Source organism: Shinella sp. GW821-FHT10F02 (genome assembly GCF_058809275.1).
In genome coordinates this window covers 347,300-360,007 of record NZ_JBXASL010000002.1, presented here as the reverse complement: position 1 = coordinate 360,007, position 12,708 = coordinate 347,300, and the positions used below count along the sequence as shown (strand labels likewise).

The 12,708-nt window shown below is 64.7% G+C and carries 14 protein-coding genes; 1 reads left to right on the top strand and 13 read right to left on the bottom strand.

Features of this window, described 5'->3' with window-relative positions:
• Window positions 1-81: 81 nt before the first annotated feature.
• From AC1RWL_RS07550 to AC1RWL_RS07520, 7 genes are all read right to left on the bottom strand, one after another.
• Window positions 82-447 carry a hypothetical protein gene (locus AC1RWL_RS07550; protein WP_493094119.1) on the bottom strand — a complete coding sequence of 122 codons (366 nt, stop codon included), beginning with the start codon at window positions 445-447 and terminating at the stop codon, window positions 82-84.
• A 178-nt stretch (window positions 448-625) separates the two neighbouring features.
• Entirely contained in the window at window positions 626-1,342 is a 717-nt protein-coding gene (locus tag AC1RWL_RS07545) for a DUF6065 family protein (protein WP_493094118.1), read from the bottom strand.
• Window positions 1,343-1,427: 85 nt separating this feature from the next.
• A complete protein-coding gene (locus AC1RWL_RS07540; RefSeq protein ID WP_493094117.1) occupies window positions 1,428-1,721 on the bottom strand; it encodes a DUF6958 family protein in 294 nt (97 codons plus the stop codon).
• Entirely contained in the window at window positions 1,714-2,250 is a 537-nt protein-coding gene (locus AC1RWL_RS07535) for a GFA family protein (RefSeq protein WP_493094116.1), read from the bottom strand. The genes AC1RWL_RS07540 and AC1RWL_RS07535 overlap by 8 nt, the downstream gene beginning before the upstream one ends.
• A 1-nt stretch (window position 2,251) precedes the next feature.
• The gene (locus AC1RWL_RS07530) at window positions 2,252-2,884 is read right to left on the bottom strand and encodes a TetR/AcrR family transcriptional regulator (protein ID WP_493094115.1); all 633 of its coding nucleotides are present in this window, start codon (window positions 2,882-2,884) and stop codon (window positions 2,252-2,254) included.
• Between the two features lie 131 nt (window positions 2,885-3,015).
• Window positions 3,016-3,741, bottom strand: a complete 726-nt coding sequence (locus tag AC1RWL_RS07525; protein WP_493094114.1) for an anti-sigma factor family protein — start codon at window positions 3,739-3,741, stop codon at window positions 3,016-3,018.
• On the bottom strand, window positions 3,738-4,280 hold the full coding sequence (locus AC1RWL_RS07520; RefSeq protein ID WP_064329375.1) for an RNA polymerase sigma factor: 543 nt from the start codon (window positions 4,278-4,280) through the stop codon (window positions 3,738-3,740). Before AC1RWL_RS07520 ends, AC1RWL_RS07525 begins: the two co-directional genes overlap by 4 nt.
• Window positions 4,281-4,379: 99 nt before the next feature.
• On the opposite strand from AC1RWL_RS07520, the gene AC1RWL_RS07515 reads away from it, so the two are divergent.
• Window positions 4,380-5,768, top strand: a complete 1,389-nt coding sequence (locus AC1RWL_RS07515) for a S8 family serine peptidase (protein ID WP_493094113.1) — start codon at window positions 4,380-4,382, stop codon at window positions 5,766-5,768.
• 3 nt (window positions 5,769-5,771) lie between these two features.
• On the opposite strand, the gene AC1RWL_RS07510 is transcribed toward AC1RWL_RS07515, so the two are convergent.
• The 6 genes from AC1RWL_RS07510 to AC1RWL_RS07485 form a co-directional block, all read right to left on the bottom strand.
• Complete coding sequence (locus AC1RWL_RS07510) at window positions 5,772-6,638, bottom strand: ABC transporter permease (protein ID WP_493094112.1); 867 nt, start codon at window positions 6,636-6,638, stop codon at window positions 5,772-5,774.
• Window positions 6,639-6,640: 2 nt separating this feature from the next.
• Window positions 6,641-7,510 carry an ABC transporter permease gene (locus tag AC1RWL_RS07505; RefSeq protein ID WP_256116460.1) on the bottom strand — a complete coding sequence of 290 codons (870 nt, stop codon included), beginning with the start codon at window positions 7,508-7,510 and terminating at the stop codon, window positions 6,641-6,643.
• A 5-nt stretch (window positions 7,511-7,515) separates the two neighbouring features.
• Window positions 7,516-8,589, bottom strand: a complete 1,074-nt coding sequence (locus tag AC1RWL_RS07500) for an ABC transporter ATP-binding protein (protein WP_493094111.1) — start codon at window positions 8,587-8,589, stop codon at window positions 7,516-7,518.
• 96 nt (window positions 8,590-8,685) lie between these two features.
• On the bottom strand, window positions 8,686-9,762 hold the full coding sequence (locus AC1RWL_RS07495; RefSeq protein WP_256116462.1) for an extracellular solute-binding protein: 1,077 nt from the start codon (window positions 9,760-9,762) through the stop codon (window positions 8,686-8,688).
• A 183-nt stretch (window positions 9,763-9,945) separates the two neighbouring features.
• Entirely contained in the window at window positions 9,946-11,433 is a 1,488-nt protein-coding gene (locus AC1RWL_RS07490) for an aldehyde dehydrogenase family protein (RefSeq protein WP_493094110.1), read from the bottom strand.
• Window position 11,434: 1 nt separating this feature from the next.
• Entirely contained in the window at window positions 11,435-12,538 is a 1,104-nt protein-coding gene (locus tag AC1RWL_RS07485) for a mandelate racemase/muconate lactonizing enzyme family protein (protein ID WP_493094109.1), read from the bottom strand.
• Between the last annotated feature and the right edge of the window lie 170 nt (window positions 12,539-12,708).

The window sequence follows — 12,708 nt, the reverse complement described above, 5'->3', positions numbered from 1 at the left end:
ACGCCGATCGGCGTGGGGTTCGGGAGGGGCGATTGCATAAAGGGCCACGATCGCCCTCCTTTCGGTCTTTCAGGCTGCGGCTCAATCGTCGTCGGACGACGAGTTCGACGAACCGTTCGAGTTCGAATTCGAGTTGCTGTTCGAATTGGAGTTCGAGTTGGAATTGCTGTTACTGTTGGAATTCGAATTCGAATTGGAGTTGGAATTCGAGTTGGAGTTCCGGTTCGAGTTGGAATTCCGCGAGGAATTCGACGAGCTGTTGGAGTTGCGGTTCGAGCTCCAGCTGCCACGACGGTCGTCGTCGCGGCCGTAGCGCGCCTGGCTCGCCTTGCTGGTGCGCGTCATCTTCTGCAGGAAGCGGTAAACCGGGTCGTCGGCGACGGCGGGCGCGGGCGCGGCGGCGCCGACCACCAGGAATGCGCTCAGGATTGCGATGACCTTCTTCATGGTGTTTCTCCTTTGAGTGACAGCCTCGTTGGCTGCGAGGGAGAAACGGCGGCGGGCAAATCTTATTCCCGATAAAAAAGAAATAATTTCAATGTGATAGCCTGTATCTGCGGCGCATGCGGCATCGCCGCCGCTGCGGGGCGCAGCGACGGCCAAGGCGATTTATCCGGCTCGGAACCTATCGCTGGGCGCGGGCGAACTTGCGATACCAGCCGTCGGCGGCGAGGGTCTTGCGCAGGATCGTCTTGCGCACGGTGCTCTCCGGCGCGCTTTCTGCACGAATGTCCGCGTCGAGATCGGAGGCATCGCGGCGGAAGGGGATGACCTGCACGATCGGCGTGCCGCGTTCCAGCATATGCAGGCCGTCCTCACCGATGGCGAAGAAGGGGAAGTGGATTTCTGACTGGTAGGTATCGGTATCGACCACGCCGGCGACGACCTCGAAGACGCCGTTCGGCCGGTTGAGCGGTGGCACGAACAGGCAGCTCCAGCCGGGCGGCGTGCGGATGGTCCAGTAATTGTGGAACTTGCAGGGCGGCAGCGGCTCGCGCGGATTGCCGGCGACCTGGTGGCTGGCATGGTTGCTGACCAGCGTGCGATCGAAATCCCAGCCGCAATCGACCGTCTTGCCGCCGTCGGAGATTTCCATGCGCACGCTCGCCGCAAGCCCGATCACCCAGCCCGCCGCCATGGCGTCGAGAAAGGGCATGCAACGCTTCACGGTGATGCCGCTGTTGGTGGGCGAGACCTGCGTCTCGTCGATAGCGGGTAATTTGCGGAACCAGTCGGGCAGCGCCGTCTTGGCGCGCACGGGGGCGGGGATCACGCCCTCGTCCTCCTTGCGGCAGAGAAAGGTCAACCGGGGCTGCGGTTTCTTCAGAAGGGCCAGGGCCATCGCTGTTCTCCTCATCAATCGATGCGAGAAGAACGGCGATGGACGAAACCTATTCCCGGTGCGCGCAAAAATTTTTGGCCGGGCGTCAGGTGACCCGGTAGAGTTGGACCGGCCGCTTCGGTGCGCGCTTGATGATGCCCTTGGCCTCAAGGTCGAGCTGCACGGCCTTCATCCACCAGCCCGCCTTCTGCCGCTCGGAGAAATCCGTCTCCGAGAGATGCGGCAGCAGCGCCTCCTGCGCCTGCGCCACCGTCATGCCCGGCGCGGTGTCCGGCAGGGCGGCAAGCAGCGCCGCGCGCATCGCCATATATTTCGTGCGGTCGAGCCGTTCGATGCGGCCCGGTGTGTTGATGTTTTCGACTTCTATCTTGTCAGACATCGATCGTCCCTCCGACAGCGATTTTCGGATTGCGGAAGCCCATGGCGATCCAGGCCGCCAGGAGCTTTCCATAGAAGGCGACCGTGTGGGTCTTGAGATTGGGAATGTCGGCTGGCAGGCCGGACCGGTCGGCGAGGTCGCTCGTCATGGTGCGCAGCTCCGCCTTGGGCCTCTCGGCTTCCGGCCAGAGATGCAGGTAGAGGCTCAGCCAGTGCGCGCCCTTCATCTCCAGGAACATGGGCGTGTTGCAGCAGGTGGCGACGACGCGGCGCGAGCCGGCGGTGGGGGAGAGGCGGAACTCCCTGAGGTTTTCCGTGCCCGACAGGATGCGGACCCGGTCCTTGCGGTATTCTGCCGCCGGTGTCGCATGGTAGCTGGTCAACGTGTTCTTCGCGCCGGGAAGGGTCGCGAGCCGGCCGGCGGCGGCCCGGCAACTGTTGCACAGGCATTCGGAAACCAGGATCGGGCTTCCCTGCACTTCAAGGCGCGTCTGGCCGCAGGCGCAGCCGATATGGGTTGTTCTGCGCATCTCAGTCATCCTCCGTGACGTTGAACAGGTATCGAATGTAGCGCTCCAGATGGTCGAGGCTTTCGCGGGCGAGCGCGGGGTCGTTGCCCGCCTTCGCCAGGATGAAGCCGCCCTGGAGAACGGCCTGCGTGTGGCGCGCCAGGCTCTCGGCCGTCCAGCCGCTCTCCGTGATGCCGCGCTCGCGCCGCGCCATCTCGATATCGGCCTCCAGCGTTGCCGTATGGCCGAACATGCTGCGCCCGCAGGCATCGCGAATGTCGGGCGCGCTCACAAAAACCTCCTGCGCCATCGTGCCGACGAGGCAGGTGAATTCCTGCAATTCGCCCGCGATGATCGCCTTGCGGAAGGCGACATAGGCGAGAACCCGCGCCAACGGCTCGCTCGGACCGTGATAGGGGGCGGCGGCGAAATAGGCCGACGTCGTCTCGTCCCAGAACTCCGCTGCCGCCACCCCGAGAGCCTCCTTGCTCCCGAAGTGATGGAAGAAAGCACCCTTGGTGACATCGGCGGCCTTGCACAGGTCCTCGATGGTGGTCGCGGCAAACCCCTTTTCGCGGATTATGTCGCGTGCCGCCTCTAAGAGACGGATCCGCGCATTGCCACGTTCGGGCGATTGTTTGGTCGGTCTGGACATATAGAAAACATACCATACGGTCGGTATGTGTCAAGCATGAATTGATATCAACCTATTTGTGCGTTTGAGCCGCAAGCAAACGGCGCTGAACCGGCCTTCCAAGGAAGCCGGTTCAGCGCGTTGTACCGAGTTTAGGGTGCGAGCGCCTTGCGCTCCTCTTCGGCGGAAAGCGGGGCGCCGGCCTGGATAGACGTCAGATAGGCGTCGATGGTCTCCTGCGAGGAGGCGGGCACGTAGCCTTCCACCTGCGGCGTCGTCAGCGCCAGCCGTGTCGCCCAGGCGCCGTTCTGGCGGCAGGCGACGGTCAGCGTGCTGCTCGCCTGCTGCTTCAGCTCGTATTCGCGGCAGAGTTCGCCGCGCTCGTCGCGGAACGAGGCTACGACATGCAGCACCGCGCCCGAAAGCGTCACGTCCTGGCCGGAAACATCGCGGTCGAGGGCGGCGGCGATCTCGGCGGCGGCATCCGACGCAGACGGCCCCATGCGGCCGAGCGTGAAACCGATGACACCTGTCACCACCGCCACGAGACTGGCCGCAACCGGCATGAGCCAGCGCCGCACCGTCGGCTGCGCCGCCTGCTGCGGTTTCGGGCGGAAAGAAACGACATTGTCGCGGAGCGCTTGCGCCTCTTCCGCCATTTTGCGCACAGAAGCCAGCAGCGCCTCCGGCACCGGCTCGTCGATCAGCGGTTTCAGCGCGTCGCCCACCAGCCGGCGGCTGTCGAGGAAGACGGCGAGCCGTTCGGCCAGCGCCTCGTCGGTCGCCAGCGCCTCTTCCAGCGCGAGGCTTCGCGCCTCGTCCAGCTCGCCATCGGCAAACGCCATCAATGTCTCGTCGTCGAAATCGTCTTTGTTCATGAAACGCCGCCTTTCGTATCGGGCGAACGTCTCTCGCCAAAACTTATTCCCGTCAGCTCCATCAGATTTTTTCGCGCGCGGGCGAGACGGCTCATCACGGTGCCGATCGGGATGGCGAGAACCTCGGCCGCATCGCGGTAGCTGAACTCCTCGACACAGACCAGCACCAGCACTTCGCGCTGCTCGTCCGGCAGCTTCTGGAGGGCGATGGTCACCTCGGCCAGATCCATGCGGGCATGGGCGGCGGCCTCGCCGGAGGGCACGGAGACGTCGCGCGCCTCGTCGATGTCGTCATGCGGGCCGGCGGTTTTCAGCCGGCGCAGGTGGTCGATCCACAGGTTGCGCAGGATGCGGAACATCCAGGCGTCGAAGCGGCTCTCCGGCGCAAAGCTGTCGGCGGCGAGGATGGCGCGCTCGCAGGCCGCCTGCACCAGATCGTCGGCGAGCTCCCGCGACCGGCAGAGCGAGATCGCGAAGCGTCTGAGGTTCGGCAGGAAGGCCACCAGCCGTTCCGGCACCGTCGGCATGTCATTCGTCATGCGATTTCTTTGGCACGCCATGGAATAAGCTGTCGAGTCAAACGTATGTCAGGATACCAGTCACCGATCCGCCCCACCGATCGACCATGGAGACCGACCATGCCGAGCCGCCTTGCAGCCCTCTCCGGACGCCTCTCCCTCCTCGTGGCCATGACCCTGGCCGGCACGGTGGCGCTGCCTGCACCGGAGCGCGGCTTTGCGCCCGGCTTCGCCGTGGTGCTCGCCGACGACGATGATGATGGCGGGGACGACGATGGTGGCGGCAGCAGCCGCGGCGGTCGCGGAGGCGAATGGCAGCCGAAAGCACGGGGCGACCTGCGCTCGCTGTTCCGCTGGCCATCGCGCGAGGTGCGGCGTGCGCCTGTGCGCCGTGCCGTGGTGGCGGTGCCGGACCAGGCGCCGAACGAAATCGTCGCGACCGGCCTCGACGACGACGCCATTGCCGGCCTGGCGCAGGACGGCTTCGTTGTGGACGACCGGGTCGAGATCGCGCTCATCGGCGGCGAAATGGTCCGCCTCATCGTTCCGCAGGGCATGACGCTCGATGCGGCGCGCGCCGCCGTCTCGGCCCGCAGCGCCTCGGCGACGGTGGATTTCAACCATTTCTACCAGCCGCAGGCCGGGGACAAAGCCGCCTGCGTGCGGGAAGGCTGCGCGTTGGTGCGCCACATGGTCGGCTGGCCGACCGGCGAGGCGGGAAGCGGTGTGGCCTGCCTGAAGCCGCAGCGCATCGGCCTCATCGACACGGCGATCAATGCCAAGCACACGGTTCTCGCCAATGCCCGCCTGGAGGTTCTCGACCTCGGCGATGGCGACGATGCACCCTCGGGCGAACAGCACGGCACGGCCGTGGCGGCCCTTTTGGTCGGCGCGCCGGGCAGCCGCGTGCCGGGGCTGTTGCCCGGCGCGGAACTTGTCGCCGTCGATGCTTTCCAGCGTTTCCGCAAATCCACCGACATCGCCAATGTCTACGATCTCGTGCGCGCGCTCGACCTGTTGATCGGGCGCGATATCAAGGTCGTCAACCTGAGTCTGACGGGGCCGGAAAACCAGATCCTAGAGCGTGCCGTCGAGGCCGCCGCCGACCGGGGAACGATCCTCGTCGCGGCAGCCGGCAATGACGGGCCGAACGCCAAGCCGGTCTACCCCGCCGCCTACGAGGACGTGATCGCCGTGACGGCGGTGGACAAGGCGCGCAACCCCTATCGCCGGGCGGTGCGTGGCGATCATATCGATATCGCCGCCCCCGGCGTTGGTGTGTGGACCGCGGCGTCGATCTCCGGCGCGCGACAGAAGAGCGGCACGTCCTTCGCCGCCCCCTTCGTGACGGCCGCCGTCTCCATCCTGCTTGCGGAAAAGCCCGGCCTCTCGCCGCAGGAGGTCGAGGCCGAGCTGATGAAATCCGCCGAGGATATCGGCAAGCCCGGCAAGGACGCCATCTACGGCTGGGGGCTTCTTAATGCGCGCACGCTTTGCGGCAGCGGCTGACGCTTAGGCTTCCTTGTTCCCGTCGCGTTGCACCACCACGCTCAGCAGGGCGAGAAGGCCCGATCCCACCATCAGGAAGAACGAGACGGCGTTCAGCACCGGCGTCGAGCCGACCTTCACCATGCGGTCGTACATGGTGATGGTGAGCGGCGCATCCGAGCCGACCAGCATCAGCGTCGTGTTGAAATTCTCGAAGGAGACGAGGAAGGCGACGACGAAGGCGGAGAACAGCGCGGGCATGAGGTAGGGCAACGTCACTGTCATCAGCACGCGCAGCCGCGTGGCACCGAGATTGAGCGCCGCTTCCTCCAGCGCGATGTCGAATTTCCGGAGCCGTGCGCCGATCACCAGCGAGGTGATCGTCGTGAGGAACGAGAACTGGCCGAGGATGACGAGGAAGATGCCGGGGCGCAGGAAGTCCCATTCGATGCCGAAAGTTTCTTCGAGGCCGTTGGCGATCATGCTGGCGAAGACGAGGATCGAGATGCCGAGGATGACACCGGGAATGACCAGCGGCACGATCATCATGATGTAGAAGATGTTCTTGCCGGGGAACTGCTTGCGCTCGAACAGGAAGGCGTTGCAGGTGCCGGCGGCGACCGCGAGCGCGGAGACGGCGACGCCGATGATCAGCGAATTCTGAAGGCCGCGCAGCAGGCGCCGGTCATGGAACATGCCGATCTTCGGCTCGGTGCTGCTGAAGAACCAGTCGAGCGTAAAACCGTTCCAGGGGAGTGCCGGAAACATCGAATCGTTGAAGGCGAACATGCCGGCGGCGAAGAGCGGTGCCGCCAGATAGACGAGGAACGCCAGCATATAGCAGCGATAGACCCACCGGAGGAAGGACGATTGGGGAGCCGCGACGTTCATGCTCAGTCCTTTGCGACGGTGGAGGCGAGGTTCTGGCCGGTCAGCCGCAGGCCGAGCCAGACGACGAACGAGGTGAAGACGAGCAGGAGCACGCCGAAGGTCGCGCCGGACTCCCAGTTGTAGCGCGTCACGAACTGCTCGTAGATCTGCTCGGTGAACCACATGCTGTTCTTGCCGCCGAGCAGGATCGGCGTGAGATAGCTGCCGGCCGTCAGCATGAAGACGATGATGCAGCCGGCGACGATGCCCGGCATCGCATAGGGCACGACGATGCGGCGGAAGACCGTGAGCCGGCTGCCGCCGAGATTGTAGCCGGCCTCGATCAGCGAATTGTCCATGCCGTCGAGCGTGGAGACGAGCGGCACGATCATGAAGAGCACGACCGTGTAGACGAGGCCCATCACCACGGTCGCGTCGTTATAGAGAAACTCCACCGGGCCGCTGATGAGGCCGATTTTTTGCAGGAAAGACGAGACGAGGCCGGTTTCGCGCAGGATGACGATCCAGCCGAAGGCGCGCACGAGGTCGCTCACCCAGAGCGGAATGAGGCACATCAGGAAGAGCGCGGCGCGTGAGCGGCGCTGCGCGATCTTGGCGATGTAATAGGCGACGGGAAAGCCGATAATGAGCGCCATGACCGTGACGAGGATCGACATCCAGGCGGTGCGCAGCAGCGTGTTCCAGTAGATCGGCTCGCTGACGAAGGCGGCGTAGTTGGCGAGCCCGAAGGTATATTCGCCCGGCCCCACCTTTTCCCTGAGCGAAATATAGCCGATGCCGAGCTGCGGCAGGATGATCAAAAGCACGATCCACAGCGCGAAGGGGGCGAAGAGCAGGATGAAGGAGAGTTTTCCGATGTCCGTGCGTGGCATCGCCGTTACCTCGACACGCTGAAGCAGCGGCCATGGCTGTGGCTCCAACCGATATCGACGGCCGCACCCGGCACGATGCGGCCACTGCCGTCCATTACAGCCTGGCCGACCTCAACGAGATTGCCGCCCTGGCTGCGCACGAGGATGCGGCTGCTGGCGCCATTGAAGAGCAGGCTTTCGACGGTGCCGGCGAGCCGGTTCTCGCTGCCCGCACCGACCGAAAGCACTTCGGGCCGCACGAACAGCTCGACCGCGCTGCCGGCCGCAATCCGGTCATCGCCGGCCTGCGCGATCGCCTCGCCGCCGCCATCGAGCGCCACGCGCACCTTGCCGTCCGAAACGGAAAGCGCGCGGCCCGGCCAGCGGTTGCTGTCGCCGACGAAGCCGGCGACGAAACCGGTCTTCGGATCGTTGTAGAGCTCCTGCGGCGAGCCGATCTGCTCGAACTGGCCGGCATTCATCACCGCCACATTGTCCGACATCAGCAGGGCTTCCGACTGGTCGTGGGTAATGTAGAGGAAGGTGGTCTCGAACTGGTGCTGAAGCTGCTTGAGCTCGATCTTCATGCGTTCGCGCAGCTTGAGATCCAGCGCGCCGAGCGGTTCGTCGAGCAGCAGCACGTCCGGCTCCAGCACCATGCAGCGGGCAATCGCGATGCGCTGCTTCTGGCCGCCGGAAAGCTGGGCGACCTGCTTCTCCTGCGTGCCTGGCAGGCCGACACGGTCGAGCACGGCGGCCACCTTGCGGGTGATATCGGCCTTGTTCTCGCCGCGGCAGCGCAGGCCATAGGCGATGTTCTCGCCGACATTCATCATCGGGAAGAGGGCGAGATGCTGGAAGACCATCTTGACGGGGCGTTTGTTCGGCGGGGTCGAGAGCACGGATTTGCCCTTGATGCGGATGTCGCCGCTCGTCGGCTCCTCGAAGCCGGCGATCATGCGCATCAGCGTGGTCTTGCCGCAGCCCGACGGCCCGAGAATGGAGAAGAACGAACCGCGCGGGACGTTGAAGGACACGCTGTTGACGGCGGTATAGGCCCCGAAGCGCTTGCTCAGGCTTTCGCATTGAAGGTCGTGCATGGAGTGCTCGCAAATCAGAGCCGCAGGGCGGCTTATTCTGAGGCCAGCCGGCCGAGGGAAGGCCCCCGACCGGCTGGCGTCAAGTCCTGGGAGGGATCAGTTCGACGTGGCGGCCTTGATGCGCTCGAGCGCCTTGCCTTCCATGTCTTCAAGCCCTGCCGGGATGTTGGCGAAGAATTTCAGGTTCGCCAGATCCTTTTCGTCGAAGGCGGCCTGCACGGCGGCCTTCTTGTCATCCGGAAGCAGGTCGATGCCGTTGCTGACGGCGGCGATCGCGCCGGTGGAGTCCGACATCAGCTTGACGATCTCGGGCTTCATGACGAAGTTGATCCACTTGTAGGCGGCGTCATCCGCCTCGCCCTTGCGCGGGATGACGAAAGTGTCGATCCAGGCGAGCGCGCCGGTTTCCGGCGGCACGTAGACCAGGTTCTTGTTCTGGCCGTAGAGCTTGAAGGCCGTCGAATCCCAGGCTTCCGAGACGACGACTTCGCCGGAGAGCAAGAGCGTCGACAGGTCGTCGCCGCCGTTCCAGTAGGTCTTGACGTTGTCCTTGCAGGAGATCAGCTTTTCCGTCACCTCGTCGAGCATCGTCTGGTAGGCCGCCTTGTCGCCGTAGAGCGCGAAGGGATCCTTGCCGAGCGCGAAGGCCGTACCGAGCAGGATGGTACGGCGCAGGCGCATGGAGGTGCGGCCCTTGTATTCCGGATTGCAGAGGTCGCCCCAGCCCTTGACGTCCGGCGCCTTGGAAACGTCTGCGACGATGCCCGAGGTGCCCCACTGGTGCGGCACGGCATAGAGCGCGCCGTCGATCGTCGCATTGGCCTTCACGCCTTCGAGAAGGTTCGGCGCAAGCGAAGCGGTGTCGATCTTCGACAGGTCGAGCGGCTTGTAGATGTTGTATTCCTGCTGGGCCGCGAAGATGCGGTCATGGCTCGGCTGGGCAAGGTCGTAGCCGGCGCCGCCGGTGGCGCGGAGCTTCGCGACCATTTCCTCGTTGTTGGAAAGCGTGACTTCAACGGTGATGTCGGGGTTCGCTTCCTCGAAGAGCTTGATGACGTTGTCAGGCGCGTAACCGCCCCAGGTGAGCAGGCGCAGGGTTTCGGCCTGGGCTGCGGTGCTTGCGACGAGCAGGGCAAGCGCCGTCGTCGCGGCGAGCGCGAATTTGGTTTTCATGCTGTTCTCCTCTTCCATTTGGCTGTTGAAAGTCGCCGTTTTTCCGGCGTTCTTTTCTGCTGAGGACCATCTCACTCCCGACGATGGCGCTCGATTCCCGATTTTTTAGCCGTTGGCATCAAAGAGTGAGATTGGCTTCCCCGAAAGGTCCATTATCTCCTTGCCGTAAGACCATTATGACGTTCAGCTTATCTTCGCCGCCAAGCTCTTGGTCCGCGTGTAGCTCTTGAGTGCCGCAAAGCCCTTTTCGCGGCCGAAACCCGACAGCTTGTTGCCGCCGAAAGGCACCTCGATGCCGCCGGCAAAATATTCGTTGATGAAGATCTGCCCGGCGTCGATATCGCGCGCCATGCGGTGGGCGCGACCGAAATCGCTTGTGTAGATGCCGGCGACGAGGCCGAAATCGGTGCCGTTGGCGATGGCGACCGCTTCCTCTTCACCGTCCACGACCTGCACGGAAAGCACCGGCCCGAAAATTTCTTCCTGGATCACCGGGTCGTCCGCCTTCACGGCATCGAGAATAGTCGGCTCGAAGAACCAGCCCGTGCCGCTTTCCTGATCCACTGCGCGACGGCCACCGGCGGCGACAGTGATGCCGCGCTCGCGTGCCCCGTCCACATAACCGGCGACCTTGTCGAGATGGGCGGCGGAACTCAGTGCTCCGACCTGTGGCCGGCGCAGGCCGTGGCCGATTTTCAGGGCGCCGGCACGCGCGGCGATGCGTTCCACGAGTTCCGCATGCACGTCGCGCTCGACGACGAGGCGCGAGCCGGCCGAGCAGATCTGCCCGGCATTCTCATAGATCGCACCGAGCACGCCTTCGACCGCGGCATCGAGGTCCGCATCGGCCATGACGATGACCGGCGACTTGCCGCCGAGTTCGAGCACGACGCTGGTGACGTTGACGGCAGCCGATTGCATGACCCGGATGCCCGTCGGCACGGAACCGGTGAAGGTAACGTGCCGAACATCCGGGTGCGACACCAGCGGTCCGCCGGCTTCAGCGCCGGTGCCGGTAACGACGTTGCACACGCCGGCGGGAAGACCGGCACGGTGGAGGATGTCTGCGAGCATCAGCGCCGTCAGCGGCGTCTGTTCCGCCGGCTTGGCGACCACGGTGCAGCCTGCGGCCAGCGCCGGCGCGATGCTGCGCGCGGCGGTCGACAGCGGATAGTTCCACGGGATGATATGGCCGGTGACGCCGACCGGTTCCTCGATCGAATAGCCGATATAGTCGGTGCCGAGCGGGAAAGTGTCGCCCTGGATCTTGTCGGCGGCACCCGCATAATATTCGAAGCAGCGTGCCGCACCCGCGACGTCGCCTTCCGCTTCCTGCAAGGCCTTGCCGCTGTCTAGGCTTTCCACCACGGCAAGCCGTGCGGCTTCCGCCCGGATGATCTGGGCGGCGCGGAAGAGGATTACGCCGCGGGCGCCCGCCTTGGTGCGTCCCCAGTCGCGCTGCGCCTTGCGGGCGGCGGCGACGGCGCGGTCCACGTCGCTTTCGTCACCGGCGGCAAAGGCATGGAAGACGCGGGCGGAGCCGGGGTCGAAGGTCTCCATCGTGCGGTTGCCCGCGGCAGCCACGAAGGCGCCGTCGATGAAATGGCCGGCGGGCAGGCCGGTGAGCGTGCCGGTCGAGAAATACTCGCTGACGAGGGTTTCGGTGCTCATGTCAGTTCGCCTCGCTTGCCTGGTAGCTCGACTTGGCGAGCCATTCCGGATCGATTTCCACGCCCCAGCCGGGTTCGTCCGTCACGGTCGCCTTGCCGTCGACGATGTCATAGGGCGACTTGCGGAACAGGCCGTCCTGCCAGGGATAATAGTCCTCGCCCTCGATCGAGAATTCGAGATATTTGCCGGCATTCGGAATGGCGCGCAGCAGGTGCATGGTGAAAAGCGTCACCATGGAGAGGTTGGCGGCATGCGGCGTGACCGGAATTCCGGCCGCTTCCGCCATGCGCACCACGCGCAGCGTGCGGCTGATGCCGCCGAGATAGCAGATGTCGGGCTGCACGACATCGACGGCCCGCATCTCGATCATGCGGCGCCAGGTCGGCAGGTCGCAATCCTGCTCGCCGCCCGTCACGTCCATATCGAGCGCCTCGGCCACTTCCCTGGTCTGTTCGAGCTCCCAATAGGGGCAGGGTTCCTCGTAATGCACGAGGCCGTTGTCCTGCATGATCTTCCCGACCTCGATGGCGCGGGCCGGCGAGTAGCAGGAGTTGGCATCGGCCAGCAGGCTGGCCCCTTCGCCGACGGCCCTGGCGATCGTCGGGATGATCTCTTCGGTGCGGCCCGGCCATTCGTCCTGGTTGCGGCCGCACTCCGCGCCGACGCGGAATTTGAAGGCATTGAACCCGTATTCGCCGCGCAGCCGCCTGAACCGCTCGGCCTCGTCGGCCGGCGTGATGTCGCGTTTCATCGAGGAGGCATAGGCGCGCAGCGGACCGGCGGAACCGCCGAGCAGGGCCGCCACCGGCTTGCCGGCCTGTTTGCCGCGCAGGTCCCAGATCGCGGTGTCGAGGCCGCACATGGCGCGGTAGAGATAGGAGCCCGGAAACTTGTGCTCGCGCTCGAAGATGCGGTCGAGATGGTCGTCCAGGTCGGTAATCTCGGCGCCCACCGTATAGGGCGCGACTTGGCGGTGCAGCACTTCGGAGGTGATGTCGGAATTGTAGGTCGAAACCTGGCCCCAGCCGGTCGCACGGGTCTCGTCGGTCACCCGGACGAAGCCGACATACCGGTTGCAGAAGGTCTCGATGCGCTTGATCTTCATGACGCTCTAACGTGTCCCTGGGCCAATCTGGCTGGCGGATGGCGTAATGTGGATGGCCACTTGACGCCGCGAATTGGTATGACAATCATCGCAAAGTCTTTGAGCGGTAAGGTCCACTTTGCTTTATGTAGCGGACCATTATTGCGGGCGGACGACAGGGCGGGAGTGGG

Coding starts and splice junctions, on each gene's coding strand:
- AC1RWL_RS07550 (WP_493094119.1), bottom strand. CDS start 447: ATGAAGAAGGTCATCGCAATCCTGAGCGCATTCCTGGTGGTCGGCGCC.
- AC1RWL_RS07545 (WP_493094118.1), bottom strand. CDS start 1,342: ATGGCCCTGGCCCTTCTGAAGAAACCGCAGCCCCGGTTGACCTTTCTC.
- AC1RWL_RS07540 (WP_493094117.1), bottom strand. CDS start 1,721: ATGTCTGACAAGATAGAAGTCGAAAACATCAACACACCGGGCCGCATC.
- AC1RWL_RS07535 (WP_493094116.1), bottom strand. CDS start 2,250: ATGCGCAGAACAACCCATATCGGCTGCGCCTGCGGCCAGACGCGCCTT.
- AC1RWL_RS07530 (WP_493094115.1), bottom strand. CDS start 2,884: ATGTCCAGACCGACCAAACAATCGCCCGAACGTGGCAATGCGCGGATC.
- AC1RWL_RS07525 (WP_493094114.1), bottom strand. CDS start 3,741: ATGAACAAAGACGATTTCGACGACGAGACATTGATGGCGTTTGCCGAT.
- AC1RWL_RS07520 (WP_064329375.1), bottom strand. CDS start 4,280: ATGACGAATGACATGCCGACGGTGCCGGAACGGCTGGTGGCCTTCCTG.
- AC1RWL_RS07515 (WP_493094113.1), top strand. CDS start 4,380: ATGCCGAGCCGCCTTGCAGCCCTCTCCGGACGCCTCTCCCTCCTCGTG.
- AC1RWL_RS07510 (WP_493094112.1), bottom strand. CDS start 6,638: ATGAACGTCGCGGCTCCCCAATCGTCCTTCCTCCGGTGGGTCTATCGC.
- AC1RWL_RS07505 (WP_256116460.1), bottom strand. CDS start 7,510: ATGCCACGCACGGACATCGGAAAACTCTCCTTCATCCTGCTCTTCGCC.
- AC1RWL_RS07500 (WP_493094111.1), bottom strand. CDS start 8,589: ATGCACGACCTTCAATGCGAAAGCCTGAGCAAGCGCTTCGGGGCCTAT.
- AC1RWL_RS07495 (WP_256116462.1), bottom strand. CDS start 9,762: ATGAAAACCAAATTCGCGCTCGCCGCGACGACGGCGCTTGCCCTGCTC.
- AC1RWL_RS07490 (WP_493094110.1), bottom strand. CDS start 11,433: ATGAGCACCGAAACCCTCGTCAGCGAGTATTTCTCGACCGGCACGCTC.
- AC1RWL_RS07485 (WP_493094109.1), bottom strand. CDS start 12,538: ATGAAGATCAAGCGCATCGAGACCTTCTGCAACCGGTATGTCGGCTTC.